General features: G+C 66.4%; 12 protein-coding genes. 5 read left to right on the top strand and 7 right to left on the bottom strand.

Translation table 11 applies throughout. The features are described 5' to 3' along the window. Together ACYDAT_RS05930 and ACYDAT_RS05935 are read right to left on the bottom strand one after the other, a co-directional pair. The coding region (locus ACYDAT_RS05930; RefSeq protein ID WP_461448988.1) for an outer membrane beta-barrel protein at positions 1 to 603 on the bottom strand (603 nt) is incomplete at its 3' end. A 192-nt stretch (positions 604 to 795) separates the two neighbouring features. Beyond that, entirely contained in the window at positions 796 to 2247 is a 1452-nt protein-coding gene (locus ACYDAT_RS05935) for a bifunctional 2-methylcitrate dehydratase/aconitate hydratase (protein ID WP_461438452.1), read from the bottom strand. 146 nt (positions 2248 to 2393) lie between these two features. Between ACYDAT_RS05935 and ACYDAT_RS05940 the strand changes: the two genes are divergently transcribed. The 5 genes from ACYDAT_RS05940 (at position 2394) to ACYDAT_RS05960 (ending at position 6654) form a co-directional block, all read left to right on the top strand. Then, the gene (locus ACYDAT_RS05940) at positions 2394 to 3194 is read left to right on the top strand and encodes a DODA-type extradiol aromatic ring-opening family dioxygenase (protein WP_461438453.1); all 801 of its coding nucleotides are present in this window, start codon (positions 2394 to 2396) and stop codon (positions 3192 to 3194) included. 222 nt (positions 3195 to 3416) lie between these two features. Then, positions 3417 to 4097 (top strand): TerC family protein, encoded by a 681-nt coding sequence (locus tag ACYDAT_RS05945; protein ID WP_461438454.1) that lies wholly within the window; start codon positions 3417 to 3419, stop codon positions 4095 to 4097. A 9-nt stretch (positions 4098 to 4106) separates the two neighbouring features. Then, positions 4107 to 4319, top strand: coding sequence for a hypothetical protein (locus ACYDAT_RS05950; RefSeq protein WP_461448990.1), 213 nt, complete (start codon positions 4107 to 4109; stop codon positions 4317 to 4319). Then, complete coding sequence (locus ACYDAT_RS05955) at positions 4319 to 4546, top strand: helix-turn-helix domain-containing protein (protein ID WP_461438456.1); 228 nt, start codon at positions 4319 to 4321, stop codon at positions 4544 to 4546. Before ACYDAT_RS05950 ends, ACYDAT_RS05955 begins: the two co-directional genes overlap by 1 nt. A 95-nt stretch (positions 4547 to 4641) precedes the next feature. Beyond that, positions 4642 to 6654 carry an FAD-dependent oxidoreductase gene (locus ACYDAT_RS05960; protein ID WP_461438457.1) on the top strand — a complete coding sequence of 671 codons (2013 nt, stop codon included), beginning with the start codon at positions 4642 to 4644 and terminating at the stop codon, positions 6652 to 6654. A gap of 40 nt (positions 6655 to 6694) precedes the next feature. Here the strand turns inward: ACYDAT_RS05960 and prpC are convergent, their stop codons facing one another. The 5 genes from prpC to ACYDAT_RS05985 form a co-directional block, all read right to left on the bottom strand. Continuing rightward, a complete protein-coding gene (prpC, locus tag ACYDAT_RS05965; RefSeq protein WP_461438458.1) occupies positions 6695 to 7852 on the bottom strand; it encodes a bifunctional 2-methylcitrate synthase/citrate synthase in 1158 nt (385 codons plus the stop codon). A gap of 103 nt (positions 7853 to 7955) precedes the next feature. Then, positions 7956 to 8852 carry a methylisocitrate lyase gene (prpB, locus tag ACYDAT_RS05970; RefSeq protein WP_461438459.1) on the bottom strand — a complete coding sequence of 299 codons (897 nt, stop codon included), beginning with the start codon at positions 8850 to 8852 and terminating at the stop codon, positions 7956 to 7958. Positions 8853 to 8935: 83 nt separating this feature from the next. Further along, a complete protein-coding gene (locus ACYDAT_RS05975) occupies positions 8936 to 9406 on the bottom strand; it encodes a chemotaxis protein CheW (RefSeq protein ID WP_461438460.1) in 471 nt (156 codons plus the stop codon). A 4-nt stretch (positions 9407 to 9410) separates the two neighbouring features. After that, a complete protein-coding gene (locus ACYDAT_RS05980) occupies positions 9411 to 11630 on the bottom strand; it encodes a chemotaxis protein CheB (protein ID WP_461448992.1) in 2220 nt (739 codons plus the stop codon). Then, a complete protein-coding gene (locus ACYDAT_RS05985; protein WP_461449045.1) occupies positions 11614 to 17712 on the bottom strand; it encodes a hybrid sensor histidine kinase/response regulator in 6099 nt (2032 codons plus the stop codon). Before ACYDAT_RS05985 ends, ACYDAT_RS05980 begins: the two co-directional genes overlap by 17 nt. Between the last annotated feature and the right edge of the window lie 54 nt (positions 17713 to 17766).

Below are 17766 nucleotides of genomic sequence, written 5' to 3' on the forward strand. Positions count from 1 at the left end.
CGGCGCTGCAGCCGGCGGCGGCGGCGGCGGCGGCGGCGGCGCCATGGAAATCACCAGACCCAGCGTGGCAGCCCAGTCACCATAGTTGGTGGTGGTCGGAAGGGAGACAGTGTCACGGTTCCAGCGGTAGTCGATTTCGCCGCGCAGGGCGACGCGATCGGTCAGCGCGCGCTGCACACCACCACCAACCAGGAATCCGGGACCCCAACCACTGGGCGCATTGAAAGCGTTGTGCCCATACATGCCGATACCACCCGCCACAAATGGCCGCCAACCGGCATAAGTCTGCCCATCGCCGATGAAATAGCGACCGGTCACACCCAGACTCTGCGTCTGCCACTGATGAGTGGCAAAGGGTGAGCTGCTCTTGTAGTTGGCGTCGTTGAGGGTGTACTCGAGATCCACCGCGAAATTCTGGTTGACCCAAAAACCGACACCCAGCCCGCCCAGAACCGAATCCTGGGTGTCGCGCTTGGAATCGGGCACCAGCACGCCAAGGCGCGGTGCGATGTACCAGTTGCCATAATCCACGGCCTGTGCGGTACCCATGCTGCTACCCGCCACAACCAGCGCGATCAGAGCGTAGAGGCTCTTTCTTTTCATCGCAGTCTCCTAATTTCAGTTGATGCGCCCGTTCCGGTTGGCGTCGGCGCCACGCTAATGCTCAGGACTTGCCAGTCAGATACGGCATCGAATGGCAACGGTCACAGTTTAGCAAAAAACAAACAAATGCGTTCAGCACTGTGACGCTCGTTCAGTTTCACGTCAAGCGCGCCTCGCGGCGCGCGATCGGCATCACAGTGCGAACAGATCCATGAAGCAGTGCACCGGCATGGCGTCGAAGCGCTCGGCGCTGGCGCAGACTTCGAGAATGCGCTGCACGCACTGCTGCGGCAAATGGCCGCGCAATGCGCCCTCGAACTTTTGCAACAGCACCGGGATGCCCTCGGCGCGGCGCTTGCGGTGCCCGATCGGATAGTCGATCGAGACCTTGGCCGTATGGCTGCCATCCTTGAAGAACACCTGCACCGCATTGCCGATATAGCGCTTGCCAGCATCGAAATAATCGCGCGTGAATTGCGGATTTTCGTGCACGCTCATCTTGCTGCGCAGCGCGTCGATGCGCGGGTCGGCCGCAACGACGTCGCCGTAATCGTCGGCGGTCAGACGGCCGAAGATCAGCGGCACCGCCACCATGTACTGGATGCAGTGGTCGCGGTCGGCATAATTGGCCAACGGGCCAGTCTTGTCGATGATGCGCGCGCCGGCCTCCTGGGTTTCAATTTCGATGCGCTCGATCTGGTCGAGGCGCGGTGCCACCTCGGCGTGCAGACGCATCGCGCACTCTACCGCAGTCTGCGCATGGAACTCGGCCGGGTGGCTGATCTTGAACAGCACGTTCTCCATCACGTAGCTGCCGAACGGGCGCTCGAATTCGAAGGCCTTGCCCTTGAAAGCCACATCATAAAAACCCCAGGTCTTGGCGCTGAGCGCCGAGGGGTAACCGACCACGCCTTTGTCCACGGCGTTGAGGGCATGGATCACCGCGCGGCGGCAGGCGTCACCCGCGGCCCAGCTCTTGCGTGGCCCGGTGTTGGGGGCGTGGCGATAGGTGCGCAGTGCGCCGTTGTCGATCCAACTATGCGCAACGGCGGTGACAATGGCGTCCTTGTCACCGCCCAGCATGTGCGTGGCCACCGCGGTCGAGGCCAGGCGCACCAGAATCACGTGGTCGAGCCCGACACGATTGAAGCTGTTCTGCAGCGCGTATATACCCTGAATTTCGTGCGCCTTGACCGCGTAACGCAGCACCTGCCCCATGTCCAGCGGCGTGCGCCCTTCACGCTCGGCCTTGCGGCTGAGGTAGTCACCCACGGCCAGAATGCTGCCGAGGTTGTCGGAGGGATGACCCCACTCGGCCGCTAGCCAAGTGTCGTTGAAATCCAGCCAGCGGATCTGCGTGCCGATGGCGAACGCGGCCTGCACCGGATCGAGCTCGTGGCTGGTGCCAGGCACGCGCACGCCGCCAACCATGGTCGCGCCAGGCACCACCGGGCCAAGATGCTTGACGCACTCGGGGAACTTCATCGCCAGCATGGCGCAGCCCAGCGAATCCATCACCATGTAGCGCGCCGTATCGATGGCATCACGCGAGCTGATCTCGCCATCGGCCACGTAATCGGCAATGGCGAGCATCGGTGCATCGGGCGCAGGACGCTGCGCGGAACGGATATCGTGCTGGGACATGGCGGGCTTCCGTGGAGGGGCTGCAACAGACAGCAAGTCGTGCATTTTGCCAGAAGCCGAGCGCACCCCACGCTGTTGCGCCTGCCGCAACAAGCTGTTCGCAGCCAGAGGCATGTGCGCGCGGCGCGCGCCCGCATGATGCGAGCATGGATACACAACACACCACGCCGTTGCCCAGCCTGTTCATCTCGCACGGCGCGCCGACGCTGGCGCTGGAAGACAGCGTCACGGGTCACTTCCTCGACACGCTGGGGCCGGCGCTGCCGCGGCCGCGTGCGATCCTGATCGCCTCGGCGCACCTGCATGCCGCGCAACCCGTGCTGACAACCTCGCCTGCTCCAGCCACGCTGCATGACTTCGGTGGTTTTCCACGCGAGCTTTACGCTCTGCGCTATCCGGCACCAGGGTCGCCGACGCTAGCCACGCGCGCCGCAGAACTGCTGCGCGATGCAGGCTTCGAGGCGGCCACGAATGCCGCATTGCCGCTCGATCACGGCGCCTGGGTACCGCTGCTGCGGATGTACCCGCAGGCCGACATTCCCGTGGTCGCGCTCAGCGTCAGTCCGCAGCGCGATGCGGCTTGGCATTATGCGCTGGGCGCGGCGCTGGCGCCGCTGCGCGCGGACAACGTGCTGGTGATCGGTTCGGGTGGCTTCGTGCACAACCTCGGCACCCTCGATTGGCAGCATGCTGCGCATACGCCAATAGCGTGGGCGCAAGCCTTTGCCGCATGGCTCGCGGCGCGCGTGACCGATGGTGATGGCGCCTCAGCCATGGACTGGCGCGCGCAGGCACCACAGGCGCTGCGCGCGCACCCCACACCGGAACACCTGCTGCCGTTGTTCATTGCCTGGGGTGCCGCAGGCGGCGCGGGGACACTGCTGCATGAGGCCTGGCAGTACGGCACCCTGGCGCTGCACGCGTTTCGTTTCGACGGCGGTGCTTGACCACGCGCACGACGACCCCAACAATCAGCCGCTGCCTCCCACGGGGAGTAGCTCTCAAGGAACTTCGCACGAGGTTCCCCGCACGCCGGCCGTCATCACGAGCGCACGCTCCGGTCGCCGTGGTGCCCCAGCCAACAATGCGGGTGCGAGCGAGACCATGGGCAGCCCCCGGCCGGCCGCGCGCCCGTGTCGGCGCTGTCCGCTCTGCGCGCCGGAGTCTGCATGGACGTTCTCACCTCCACTTTTTGGTCGGGCCTGCTCAGCATCATCCTGATCGACCTGGTGCTGGCCGGCGACAACGCCATCGTCATCGCGCTGGCCGCGCGCAATCTGCCCAAGCATCTGCAGAAGCAGGCGATTTTCTGGGGCACGCTGGGCGCCATCGCGGTGCGCATCGCCATGACCGTCGTGGTGGTGTGGCTGCTCAAGCTGCCCGGACTGATGCTGGCCGGCGGTTTGCTGCTGCTGCCGATCGCATGGAAACTGCTGCGCCAGGACGAGGGTGAACACAAAGTCGCGCCCGCGATGGGCTTCTGGTCGGCGATGCAGACCATCGTGATCGCCGATGCACTGATGGGCCTCGACAACGTACTGGCCGTCGCCGGCGCTGCGCATGGCCACATGTCGCTGGTGGTGATCGGCCTGCTGGTCAGCGTGCCGCTGGTGGTATGGGGCTCGACGCTGATTCTGAAACTGATCGAGCGTTTCCCCGCGGTGGTGTACATCGGCGCCGCCGCCATCGCCTGGACCGCCGGGCGCATGCTCAGCCACGACTTGTTGGTGAAAAACTGGTTCGCCGCGCACGCCTGGGCGGGCTACTTGCTGGAAGTCACCCTGGTCGTGGTGATCTGCGGCGGGGCGTGGCTGATGCAACGCCGCGGAGCCAGACCACAAGCCGGATGAGCGCGTCTTGTGCAGCGATTGCTTCATGCTCGCCGTTGTGGCGCCTGGCTGCTGCGTTCACTCGTCCTGCGGGGTGTATTCGAGCCTTGGCTTGATCGCCTTTCATTCGAAAGGCGCCTTGGCTTCTTCGGGACGAAGATTGCAACCAGCATGCGCTGCGCCGCAACCGGCATCGTGCGCGAAGGCGTGCGCGCCGCCGAAGAAAATCGCGCGTTTGTCTGATGACGATCACCGTCAATCTCGATGTGATGCTGGCCCGGCGCAAGATGAAATCGAAGGATCTGACCGCGCGCGCCGGCGTCACCGAGGCCAACCTCTCTCTGCTGAAGCAGGGCCGCGTCAAGGGCGTGCATTTCGAGACGCTGGCGGCGATTTGCACGGTGCTGCAATGCCAGCCTGGCGACTTGCTCGAATATCGCAGCATGGACGCCACGTCCGGCACGCGCTGAAGTCATGCCGTGGCCGCGCATGATCGGCGCGACGCTTGTCAGTGCCCGCGCGCGGCGCCATGATCGAACGGTCGTTTGAATGCGCGCCGGCCCTGATGCCTTACCCCAACTTGTTCAAGCCGCTGGATCTCGGCTTCATTACCCTGCCCAATCGCGTACTGATGGGCTCGATGCACACCGGGCTTGAAGACCACGCGCGCGACTACGACAAGCTTGCCGCGTATTTCGCCGCGCGCGTGCGCGGCGGCGTCGGCCTGATGGTCACCGGCGGCATCGCCCCCGGTATCGCGGGCTGGCTGAAGCCATTCTCGGGGCGACTGTCGATGCCTTGGCACGTGGCGCGTCATCGCAAGCTCACGCGCGCGGTGCACGCCGAGGGCGGGCGCATCTGCATGCAGATCCTGCACGCCGGACGCTATGGCTATCACCCGCTGTCGGTGGCGCCTTCACGCATCAAATCGCCGATCACGCCGTTCACGCCGCGCGCGCTGTCGGGGCGCGGCGTCGAGCGCACGATCAGCGCCTTCGCGCGCTGCGCGGCACTGGCGCGCGAGGCCGGCTACGACGGCGTCGAGATCATGGGCTCGGAAGGTTATCTGATCAACCAGTTCCTGGCCGCGCGCAGCAACCACCGCAGCGATCGCTGGGGCGGTAGCGCGGAGCACCGCATGCGCTTCGCGGTGGAAATCGTGCGCCGCGCGCGCGAGCGCGTCGGTGTGGACTTCATCATCATTTATCGCCTGTCGATGCTGGATCTGGTCGATGGCGGCCAGAGCTGGGACGAAATCGTGCATCTGGCCAAGGCCGTCGAAACCGCCGGCGCGACGCTGATCAACACCGGCATCGGCTGGCACGAGGCGCGCGTGCCGACCATCGTCACCAGCGTGCCGCGCGCGGCGTTCACCTGGGTCACGCGGCGGCTGAAGGGCGAGGTCGCGATTCCGCTGATCACCACCAACCGCATCAACATGCCCGAGGTCGCCGAGCAGGTGCTGGCTGCGGGCGATGCCGACATGGTGTCGATGGCGCGGCCGCTGCTGGCCGACCCGCAATGGGTGGCCAAGGCGCGCAGTGGCCGCGGCAGCGCCATCAACACCTGCATCGCCTGCAATCAGGCGTGCCTCGACCATGTGTTCGAAAACAGGCGTGCATCGTGCCTGGTGAATCCGCGCGCCTGCCACGAAACCGAGTTGCTGATCGCACCCACCGCACAACGCAAACGCTACGCCGTGGTCGGCGCCGGGCCGGCGGGGCTGGCCTGCGCCACCACGCTGGCCGAGCGCGGCCACGCGGTGACGCTGGTCGAGCGCGACGCGCGCATCGGCGGCCAGTTCAATCTGGCCAGGCGCATCCCCGGCAAGGAGGAGTTCGCCGAAACACTGCGCTATTTCGAGCAACGCATCGCCGATACCGACGTCGATCTGCGCTTGGGCACAACGGCCAGCGCGGATGCGCTGGCCACAGGCTATGACGCGGTGATCATTGCCACCGGAGTCAACCCGCGCCGCGCCGGCATCGCTGGCGAGGATCACCCCATGGTGCTCAGTTATCTCGATGTGCTGGCGCGCGATGCCGCGGTGGGGCCGCGCGTGGCCATCGTCGGCGCCGGTGGCATCGGCTTCGACATGGCCGAGTTTCTGGTGCAACCCGCACCTTCGCCCAGCACCGATATCACGCGCTGGGCGCGCGAATGGGGCGTGGATCTGAACCTGCGCGCGCGCGGCACGCTGCGAGCCGCGCCCGAGCCATCGGCACGCGAAGTGTATCTGTTGCAGCGTTCGCCGGGTACACCAGGCAAGCGCCTGCACAAGACCACCGGCTGGGTGCACCGCGCCAGTTTGCGCGCCAGGCACGTATGCATGTTGGGTGGCGTGGAGTACCAGCGCATCGACGCCGCCGGCCTGCACGTGCGCAAGGGCGGCGAGGAGATGCTGATCGCCGTGGACAACGTGGTGATCTGCGCCGGACAAATGCCGCAGCGCGAACTGGCCGATGCCTTGCTTGCGCAAGGCGTGGCGGTGCATGTGATCGGCGGCGCCGACGTTGCACAGGAACTGGATGCCAAGCGTGCCATCGATCAGGGCACGCGCCTGGCGGCGCAGCTCTGAGTCCGCGCAGCGCCGCGCGCGGACTCGCCAGGAGTGAAACTCAGCCGCGCTTCTCGATCTGCACGAAGGCGCGATCCTCAGGCCCGATGTAGTTGGCGCTGGGGCGAATGATCTTGCCGTCCTCGCGCTGCTCGATCACATGCGCGCTCCAGCCCGAGGTGCGCGCGATCACGAACAGCGGCGTGAACATCGGCGTCGGCACGCCCAGCATGTGGTATGTGCTGGCCGAGTACCAATCAAGGTTGGGGAACATTTTCTTGGCGCTCCACATCACCTGTTCGATGCGCTCGGACACCTCGAACAGGCGCGGGTTGCCGCCCTCGCTACACAGCTTGCGGCTGATCTCCTTGATGATCGGATTGCGCGGATCACCGATGGTGTACACCGGATGGCCGAAACCGATGATGATTTCCTTGCGCTCGACGCGCGCGCGGATGTCGGCCTCGGCCTCGTCGGCGCTACGGTAGCGGGCGATGATTTCCATCGCCACCTCGTTGGCGCCACCGTGCCTGGGACCGCGCAATGCGCCGATCGCGCCAGTGATCGCCGAGTAGATATCGGCACCGGTGCCGGCGATCACGCGCGCGGCGAAGGTGCTGGCGTTGAACTCGTGCTCGGCATACAGCGTCAGCGAATGATCCAGCGCCTGCGCATGCAACTCGCTGGGCGCCTTGCCGTGCAGCAGATGCAGAAAGTGTGCGGCGATGGTGTCGTCATCTGTCTCTGTGTCGATGCGCTTGCCGCTATGGCTGTAGTGATGCCAGTACAGCAGCATCGAGCCGAAACTGGCCATCAGGCGATCGGCAATGGCGCGCGCGCCAATCACGCCATGGCCCTCGTGCTCGGGCAAGGCCGTGCCCAGCACCGAGCTGCCGGTGCGCATCACGTCCATCGGGTGCGTCGCCGCGGGCAATTGCTCCAATGCCACGCGCACCGGCAGCGGCAGGCCACGCAAACGCTTGAGCTGGGCGCGGTAGGCGTTCAATTCGCTCCAACCGGGCAGCGTGCCGTGGACCAGCAGATGGGCGACTTCCTCGAAACTGGCGCGCGTGGCCAGATCATGGATGTCGTAACCACGGTAGTGCAGATCGTTGCCGTTGCGGCCCACGGTGCAGACCGCGGTATTGCCGGCAGCGACGCCGGAAAGCGCGACTGACTTCTTGGCTTTGGGCAAAACCTGCTGGGCGGGATCACTCATTGGCTTGCTCTCCTGGGTGGCTCGCCCATGCGCACGACGCGGGGCAAGCGTGGGGATGTCGTGCATGCACGCAAGCCTGGCGCGCGCTTGCGTCGGCATGGCATCACTCGTCGGGTGCGGTGTGCGCGCCGAACAGGGCATCGAGCTTGCGTTCGTAGGTGTGGTAATTCAGCACCTCGTACAACTCCTCGCGCGTCTGCATGGTCGGCACCACGGCTTGTTGCGTGCCGTCGCGACGCAAAGTCTCGTAAAAATTCAACGCGGCCTTGTTCATGGCGCGATAGGCGCCGCAGCAGTACAGCGCGATATCCACGTTGGCGCCGCGCAGCTCATCGACGGTGAAATACGGCGTGGCGCCGAACTCGGTGAGATTGGCCAGGATCGGCACGCGCGCAGCGGCCTTGAAGCGGCGGTAGTCATCCAGCGTGCGCATCGCCTCGGGGAAAATCATGTCGGCGCCGGCCTCGACACAGGCGCAGGCGCGCGCGATGGCGGCATCGATGCCCTCGACGGCGATGGCATCGGTACGCGCCATGATCACGAAGCTCGCATCGCTGCGCGCATCCACCGCTGCTTTGACGCGATCGACCATCTCCGCGCTGCTCACCACTTCCTTGTTGGGGCGATGGCCGCAACGCTTCTGCCCGACCTGATCCTCGATGTGCACCGCAGCCACGCCGACGCGTTCGAAGCTGCGGATGGTGCGGGCGATGTTGAACGCACCGCCCCAGCCGGTGTCGATGTCCACCAGCAGCGGCATCTGCGTGGCCTCGACGATACGCCGCGCATCGGTGAGCACGTCTTCCATGGTGCTGATGGCGAGATCGGGCAAGCCCAGCGAGTTGGCGGCCACGCCGCCGCCGGATAGATACAGTGCCTGGTAGCCGGCGCGCCTGGCCAGCAAACCGGCATAGGCGGTGATGGCGCCCACCACTTGCAGCGGACTTTCGGCGACCAGCGCGGCGCGAAAGCGCGCGCCGGGGGATGCATGGCTGCTCATGAGTGCTCCGTGGAAAGGGCTATTGTAAACCCCTGCCCGCGCGCGCCAAATCTGATGCCGAGTTTGCGTCCGAGAACCTTGTTTCAGGCAGCGATATTCAACACCGCCAGCAGTCGTGCCTCGATCGCCTGCAGATCGGGAATATGTGCGGGTTCATCGCGCACCAGCACCTCACTGCGCACACCGAATGGATGGTCCTCGCTGCCGCCGGCGGGCATCAGCACGTCAGGGGTCAGCGTGACCAGACGTGGAAATCCCTGCGTGAGCATGGCCAGATAGGGCATGCGCGGATGCGCGCCCGGCGCCTTCAGCACCGCCACGCGCGCGTGCAGCGAGCCTTCCGTTTCGACCTGGCCGATGAGCACCGCATAGGCGACCAGCGGCAGGCGCCAACCACGCCACGGAATGCGCCCCAGCAGCCACGGCGGCGCATCGCCCACCGCCTCCGGGGTGGTCAGGGTAATCACCTCGGCGACGTTGGCATTGGGCAGCAACACGCGCCCGCTGGTCACCGGAATCATCACGCCGCGAATTTCCGAACTGGTCAAAGCCATGCATTCACCCTGCCGAAAAATCCGCATTGAGCCGCGCCGCAAGCTCTTGCGGCGTGCCCGAGAAAGTCACCAAACCGGCCGCCGCCGCGGCATCGACCATGGCGCTGACCACGCAGGTCTCGCGCGACTGCGCCCACACCACGCCACCGCGTTCGACAACCCTGCGCATGCCCTGCAGCGCATCGCTGGCCATGCCCGAAAACACCAGCGCCAGCGCGCGCGCGCCGAAGGTATCGGCGATGCGCGTGAAGGTGTCGTCAATCGATGGCGTGTAGCGCTCGTCGCCACCGGGCAGCAGATGCACACCGCCATCTGGATCAAGCGCGATACGCGCGCGCGGCGGCACCAGCAGCACGTCGCCGACGCGCGCGTTGAGCCCATTGGCGGCGGTGCGCACCGGATGCTGCAGCGCACGCTCGAACTGCGCGGCATAGCCTACAAAGAAGGCTTCGTCCAGATGTTGCGCGACCACCAGCAACAACGGCAGGCCCGGCGTCAGCGCAGACAGGAATTCGCGCACCGCATCCGGCCCGCCGATCGAGGCGCCGATCGCCACCACGCGGCGGAACCCGCGTGCCGGTTCGCGCCGCGCAGCCATATCCGCGTTCGCCGCGGCTGGCGCAATGTCCTCGATCGGTAGCAGTTCGATCCCGTCCGACGCGGCGAAATTCGGTGCAGGCGTCGGCGCATCCATGGGTGGCGCGGGTTGCGCAACAGACACCAGCGCGGCATCAAAATCCAGCAGGCCCCAGTCCGGCGCGGAAACATCAACGGCCGGTGCAATCGGGGCATCCGGCACGGCCTCCTCGAACATCTCATCAAGCATCAGTTCTAGATCGGGGGCGGCATCGCCAACGCTCACTGGCGCTGCTGCCATGATCTCAGGCGACTCGGTGGCGTTGGCGTCGATGACGCTCGTGGCGTCGGTGTTGAGCGACGGGTCCGCGTTGGGGCGCGCGCTGTCCGTCGGCGGCGTCCAGGTTTCAGGGTCGAAGTCGACCAATTCGATCGACAGCGTGGACTCTTCGGGTTCGGCGAGCATCGACAGCAGCGGATCGTGTGCGCCTTCATCAGCGGGCAGGTCGGCGAGGGGCAGCGCGACCGGCACGACCCCCACCGCGTTCGCCGCGTGCGGCAGAACCTCGGCCAGCAGCGCATCGAGATCGGCCGTCGATAATTCATCATGGCTCTCGATGGCGACCGGCTGCGCCAAGGCTTCGTGCTGTGGCACGCGCTCGATCGGGGTCGATTCGTCGAGGGCCGGCTCGATCGAGCCTGCATCATTCGCACTGTCGTCCACGGGCGCGATCGACACAGCGGGCAGTGCTTCCGGCGCGTGCAGATCGGCCAACAGCGCGTCCAGATCGAAATCCAGTGCGTCAAACTGCGGCGTGTCGATCGCCGCGGGCGTGATCGGTGCCGCGTCCACATTCGTCTCGACAGGGGGGGGCGACGCGGAAGCCTGAATCCCGCTCGCCACATCAAGATCCGGATGCGCCCGCAGGGCGGGCTCGAAATCGGCCGGGAGCTGCACGTCCAGCGGTTTTTGCACATGCTCCATGCCGGCGGCGGAGAACGAAACCAGCAGCGCGTCGAGATCATCGTGCAACGGAGTGAGCCGATCCCGCACCGCGCCTTCCCCGGTAGCGGTACGCAGCGGATCGTTCATCGTCGGCGCCGCATCAGGCGCGCTCGCATCGTCCAGCAACGCTTCGATCTCGCGGCCGAGCGCAGCGTTCATGGCGGGCTCCGGACGCGTCGGCGCTGAAGGGTCGGTCGGCGCCTCAACGGCGGCGGCAACGGCGTCATTCCCGAGTGGCGCCGCCAGCAACATTTCCGGCGCCGGCACGGACGCGGCACCGGCCGGGCGCGGCGGATCAATATCGGTGCCGAGGATCTTGGCGGCAAGGTGGCGCGCCCAGCGCGCCGCATCCCATCCAGCCAGGCTGCGCGTGGCTTCGGCGTCATTCAGCACCAGACGCTGACGGACCGGATCCAGAGCCTCGACCACGCGCTCCAGCGCGGCCTCCTCATTCGGATCGAGGTTCAGCACCACCACATCGGCGGCGTGCTCGATGAGCGCCTGTGGCTGAAACTCGCTGACGCGCGCTTCGAGCACGATGCGCGCGCCGCGATCACGCAAGGCCTCGCGCAGGCGCACGCCCATGTCGAGATCCTCGAACAGCAGCACGATCGCGGGTCCGCTATCAGGCGTGCTGGCCACCGAGCACCTCCTGCACATTGCGCAGCAGATCGGCCTCTTGATACGGCTTGCCCAGATAACGCTCCACGCCGATTTCGAGTGCACGCTGTCGATGCTTCTCGCCGCTGCGCGAGGTGATCATGATGATTGGCACGCGCTTGAGGCGCGGATCGTTCTTCATGTGCGTGGCCAGCTCGTAGCCATCCATGCGCGGCATCTCGATATCGAGCAGCATGACATCCGGCGTGCGCTCCTGCAGGCGCTCCAGCGCATCGATGCCGTCCTTCGCGGTGATCACATCCATCTCCACGCGTTCGAGCACGCGCGAGGTGACCTTGCGCATGGTGATCGAATCGTCCACCACCATCACCAGCGGCCGCGCGCGCGGCGCGGCGTCAGTTGCGCTGATGGGCGCGATCGACCGCTCCGCGTCGCCGTCCTCGGCCGCCGCTCGCGCGGCGGCATCGGCATACTGCCCCAGCGCGGTGCCGCGCCGTACCAGGGGCGGCAAATCGAGGATGATCACCACCGAGCCATCGCCCATGATGGTGGCGCCAAACAGGCCCGGCACCGAACTGATCTGCGGGCCGACCGACTTGACCACGATTTCGCGCGAGCCGACGACCTGATCGACGTGCACCGCGGCGCGCAACTCGCCGCTGCGAATCAGCAGCAACGGCAACTGCGGGTCATCACTGTGACGCGTGCCCACGCCCAGCAAACGGCCCAGTTCGTGGATCACGTAGCGCTCGCCGGCGTAGGTGTACATCGGCGCCGCATCGAGCATGCGCGCGGCGAGATCCTCGCGGGTGATGCGCGCCATGCCCTGCACCGAGGTCATCGGCACGGCAAACACCGACTCGCCCTGCTTGATCAGGATCGCCTGCGTCACCGCCAGGGTGAACGGCAGGCGGATCTGGAAGCGCGTGCCCTGCCCGCGCACCGAGTCGATGGCCAGCGACCCGCCGAGCTGCTTGATCTCGCTGGCGACCACGTCCATGCCCACGCCGCGGCCGGCGATCTGCGTGATTTCGCCCGCGGTGGAGAAGCCGCTTTCGAGGATGAAGGCGTACAGGTCGCGATCGGACAGCTCGGCATCGGCGCGCAACAGGCCGCGCTCGATGGCCTTGCCGCGGATGGCATCACGATCGAGTCCGCGGCCGTCATCGCTGACATCCAGCAGCACCTCGGTGGCCTCACGGCTGACGCGGATGGTGACCGTGCCTTCCTCGGGCTTGCCGGCGGCAACACGCTCGGCGGCGGATTCGACGCCATGCGCGACCGCGTTGCGCAGCATGTGCTCGAACGGCGCTTTCATGCGCTCCAGCAAGGTGCGATCCATTTCGCCGTGCGCGCCCTCGACGCGCAACTGCGCGCGCCGGCTCAAGTCCTGCGCGGCCTGGCGCAAGGTGCGGCGCAACGACGGCACCAGCGCCTCGAACGGCACCATGCGCGTGCGCATCAGTCCTTCCTGCAACTCGGAGCTGACCCGCGACTGTTGCAGCAGCAGGGTTTCGGACTGGCGCGTGGTGTCATCCAGCAAGCCCTGCAGCGAGGCCAGATCGGACACCGACTCGGCCAGCGCGCGCGAATACTGCTGCAGTTGCGAGAAGCGGTCCAGTTCGAGCGGATCAAAGCCGCTGTCGTGCGCGGCGATCTGCTGCTCGCGCTGGAAGCGCGCGATGATCTGCGCCTCGGTTTCGATTTCCAGCTTGCGCAACTGGTCGCGCAGGCGCGCCACGGTCTGATCCAGCTCGACCAGGTTGAAGCGGAAGGTGGAAACCTGCTGCTCCAGACGCGAGCGGTAGATCGACACCTCGCCAGCTTGGTTGACCAGCGTGTCAAGCACATCCGAGCGCACGCGCACCATTTCCTGCGTGGTACGCACGAGATCCTCGGCTTCGATCGGCGGCAGCGGCTGCAGCGGAACGCGCGCTGCCTCGGCGAGGACGGGCACAACCACGGGTTCAGTCTCAACGGCGCGCGGAGCAGAGGCTGCGCCGACTTCGGCGAGGCGCTCGAACAAGGCGATGGCGTTGACCGGCAACGCCACGGCATGCCCCTGCCGCACACGCTCGACCAATTCGTGCAGGCGGTCAAAACCGCGCTCCAGCGAGGCAACCACGGCGGTATCGCCCAAACGGCGACCGGCGGCCACGGCATCAAGCAGGCTTTCCATGGCATGCGCGAGATCGCCTACCGGCACGATGCCGGCCATGCGCGCACCACCCTTGAGGGTATGCAGATCGCGCTGCAAGCCGATCACCGCGTCGTGCACACCAGGCTGCGCGCGCCATGCATTGAGGCGAACATCAGCCTGATCAAGAATTTCCAAACCCTCCTGCACGAAGACTTCCAGCAGATCCGGATCGGACTCGGCAAGAGCCAGATGTCCATCGGGTTGGGCATCATCCGGGAATGTCGGGATGGGCGCCTCAGGCAAACGCGCGCTGGCAGCGAGTGCGGGTTCGTGTTGCGGGTAAAGCTGCTCGAAAGCGGGCACCGTGTCGTACGTCTCGGCATCGCGCGCATCCGCGTCGTGCAAGTCCAACTCGGACAGTGGCGCGAATTCTGCTTGCACTGCATCGCTTGGCCCGTGCTGCTCCGCATCCGACAGGACTTCTTGCGGCACTTCTGCGCTGCATTCCGTGCTTGCGGTTTGCAGGCCCTGCAACAGCAGACGGGTCAGCGGATCGTCGGCGAGGGCACCCACATCCGGCGCCGCAGGTGGGGCCTCGATGTCGGATTCCGGGCTCTGCCGCGTGAGGTCGGCCAGCCAGGTTTCCACGGCTTGATCGGCCGCGGCACGCGCGGCCTCGGCATGCTCGGCTTCGCGACGCCCAGCCTCCAAACGCTCAATTTCCGCGCGTTCGACTTCAAATTGCACGACTGCGCTGCGCTCGGCTTCGACACGCTCAGCCGCAAGCCGCGCGGCCTCAGCGCGCTCAACCTCGGCGCGCTCTGCTGCAAGGTGTTCGGTTTCGCGACGTTCGGCTTCGATGTGCTCAGCCTCGACACGTGCAGCTTCAGCGCGCGCAGACTCCACACGCTCGGCCTCGATGCGCGCCGCTTCAACACGCTCCGTCTCAGCACGTTCGACTTCATGCACATCATCGGCGTGCACGCCGACACCATAGATCGCACCGGCATGCTCGGGCTCGGGCAGCGCATCGCGCAGCTCGGCGAGTCGGGCTGCGAGCGCATCGGAATCGGGTACTTTGGGTCGTTCGCGGTCGTACTCGGCCATGATTTGCGTGATCAACGCCGCGGCTTCGCCCAGCGCCTCACGTCCGTCTGCGGGCATGGGCTCGGCGCTGCCACGCAAGCGCTTGAGGTAGGTTTCCAGTGGTGCCAACACGTGGCCGATCACCGGAATGTCGACCATGGCGATGGCGCCGTTGAGTGTATGCACGGCGCGCAACAGTGGTTCGCTGACACTGCGATCGCCGGGCGCGGTCAGCCACGCCTGTACGGTGTCCAGATGCTGCGCGGTTTCGCTGCGCAGGATTTCCAGCAGCACTGCATCGATGGGCGGCAACAACGGCGCGCTGATTTCAATGGGCGCAAGTGCTGCAGCCGGTTCTGTCGATACTTCCGACTCTGGCGCAAGCATGGGCTGCGGGTGCGGCTGCCAGACACGGCGCGTGACGCTGCGCCGCTGCACGCTGGGCGCGGCTTGCATGAAATCATCGAGTTGCGCGGCCTCGCCGCTGCTGAGCCGATCGGCGGCCTGCATGATCGCCGGCAGCGGCGCCCAGGCCTGCGCGCCCTGCAGCGAGCTTTGCACGGCCGGCAAGGCGGCAATGGCGTGCCTGACCAGCGCCTGCACCATCGGGCCGGGCGACACGCTGCGATCAAGCACGCGGTTGAGCAGGTTTTCCACCTTCCAGGCGAACTCGCCCAACTCCATGGCACCCACCAGGCGTCCGGAGCCTTTCAGCGTGTGGAAGGCGCGACGCATGTTGCGCAAGGTATCCAGATCATCCGGGTTGGACAGCCAGGCATCGAGGCCGCTGTTGAGCGCCTGGATTTCCTCGCCGACTTCCTCGATGAACACCTCGCGGATCTCGGCATCGGCGGCCTCACCGTCCTGGCGGAAGCCGGCCAACGGCGTGGCGTCTGCGGGAACTGCCTCCTCGATTTCCTCGGTGATCTCGACCCATTCGCCGAGGCCCTCGCCGGGCTCGGGCAATTCAGCCTGCGGCGGTGCGGTGGGCTCGGTGCTGGCGAAACGCAACCCCGCCAGATCCTGGCTCGGCGTGGGCACAGCCGTGGCGCTGCCGATCAGCAGGTCGTCGACACCACTGCCGGAAACCACGCTGACCGCTTCACTCAGGCTGTGCGCGCCGTGCGATGCGACGTGCGTGTCCTCGGTTTCCGCGGGCATGGCGCGCAGGGCCGGCGCCGGCCAGTAGCCCAGCGCGGCGAGGCTGCGTTGGGTGACATCGAGGATGCGCTCGCGTTGCGGGCGCTGCTCGCGCACCGCTTCCAGAAAATATTCGACCGAGGCCAGCGCGTCGGCGAGCAGATCCATTTGCTCGGCCGTGGGCACGCGCCGGTCGGCGACCAGTTCGTTGTGCACGAAGCGGCCAATGGCCTCGACCAGAGCCGGCAGCCGCGGCACGTCGAGCATGCGCAGCGCACCCACCAGTTCGTCCAGCAGCGCCGGCACGGCGGCCACGCGCGCGTGCACCCAGGGTGATTCGATGAAGGCCACCAGATCGTCCTTGACCCGCGCCAGATTGGCGGAGGCCTCCTTGAGCACGATATCGAGCAGGCGTCGCGCCTCGGCCTTGGGCAGTTGCAATCCCGCATCCTCGCCACTTTCGGCGCCGAGGCGATCGATGTGATCATCCAGCGAGGATTCGACGTACAACAGGGCGCCGGCGACATCGAGCAAGGTCGCTTCGTCCACCGTGCGTGCGCCCGCGGCGAGCTGCGCGACGGTTTCGCGCTGCTCGTGCACCACGCGTCGCGGTACATTGAGGCCAAGCATGCCCAGCGTATCAGCGACGCGCGCCAGCGCATCGGCCTCGCCGGCGAGCTGGCGCGGATCGTGTTCGACGTTGCGCAGGTAGAGATCCAGCGCGTCCTTGACGCGCAGCAGATCTTCCTTGATGGCGCGCGCCACGGTGTCCAGCAGCATGCGGTTGTGACCAGCCAGCGCGCCTTCGGCATGCGCGATTTCGCGCTGCGAGGGCAGCAGGCGATCAAGCCGGTAGGTGTCGTAAATAGCGGCCAGGCGTTCGCTGCCCGGGCGCGCGTGCGCCACGTAGTACAGCAGGCTGCGCGCCAGTTCCTCGGATTCGCCGCGGGCAAGCGCGGTTTCGCCCTCTTCGATCAGTGCGCGCACGTTGCGATCGACTTTGCCGATCAGCTTCCTGACCTCGACGCTGTGCTCATCCAGCAGACCGCGTTCGAGGCCTTCGGCCACGCCACCCGCGATCCACCACAGACGCCGACCGGGCAACGAATAGCACTGCGCGCTGATGCCATCGAGTACGCCGCGCATCGTGGCGAGATGGCGCGCGGCATCACCCTGGTTGCGAATCCATGCCAGCAGCGGCAGTTGCAGTTGCGTGCGCAGCACGGCCAGCGCGCGCTGCTGCGCGGCCGGCGCCGGAGCCGCGGTCAGACCGGGCACGAACGACGGCAACTCGGCATTGAGATCGGGCATGAACAGCGCGGTCTCGCCAATCTGGGCCTCACCGCGACAGCCGCGCAGTTCATTGAGCAGCGGCAGCAGCACCAGCGGCACGTCGCGGTGCCCGCCTTGCAGGCGTTCGAGGTAATCAGGCAACTGCATCATGCCGCGCATCAGCACGGCAAACGCAGCGTCGCGATCCGGTACCGCAGCGTCGAGCAGCGACTTGGCCAGTTGCTCCATTTCCTCGGCGACCATGGCCGCGCCGTACAGTTCGACCATGCGCAGCGTGCCATGCACCTGGTGCAGATAAGTCGCGCAAAAGCGCATCTGGCTGGTGTCGGCCTGATCCTGCACAAAGGCTTCGAGCGAGAGCCGCGCTTGGCGCAGGGTCTCGTCGAGTTCACTCTTGACCCAGCCCAGGGTGGTGAAGTCGAGATCTTCGTCGAGTCGCATGATGTGCCTCTGGGATCGGATGACCGGCTGCGTGAACGCGGGGCTGGGCGCTGTCAG

The sequence above is a fragment of the Metallibacterium sp. genome (assembly GCF_054637675.1).

Excerpts from the sequence above, each read along its gene's own strand:
- ACYDAT_RS05935 (WP_461438452.1), bottom strand. The coding sequence starts at position 2,247 with ATGTCCCAGCACGATATCCGTTCCGCGCAGCGTCCTGCGCCCGATGCA.
- ACYDAT_RS05940 (WP_461438453.1), top strand. The coding sequence starts at position 2,394 with ATGGATACACAACACACCACGCCGTTGCCCAGCCTGTTCATCTCGCAC.
- ACYDAT_RS05945 (WP_461438454.1), top strand. The coding sequence starts at position 3,417 with ATGGACGTTCTCACCTCCACTTTTTGGTCGGGCCTGCTCAGCATCATC.
- ACYDAT_RS05955 (WP_461438456.1), top strand. The coding sequence starts at position 4,319 with ATGACGATCACCGTCAATCTCGATGTGATGCTGGCCCGGCGCAAGATG.
- ACYDAT_RS05960 (WP_461438457.1), top strand. The coding sequence starts at position 4,642 with ATGCCTTACCCCAACTTGTTCAAGCCGCTGGATCTCGGCTTCATTACC.
- prpC (WP_461438458.1), bottom strand. The coding sequence starts at position 7,852 with ATGAGTGATCCCGCCCAGCAGGTTTTGCCCAAAGCCAAGAAGTCAGTC.
- prpB (WP_461438459.1), bottom strand. The coding sequence starts at position 8,852 with ATGAGCAGCCATGCATCCCCCGGCGCGCGCTTTCGCGCCGCGCTGGTC.
- ACYDAT_RS05975 (WP_461438460.1), bottom strand. The coding sequence starts at position 9,406 with ATGGCTTTGACCAGTTCGGAAATTCGCGGCGTGATGATTCCGGTGACC.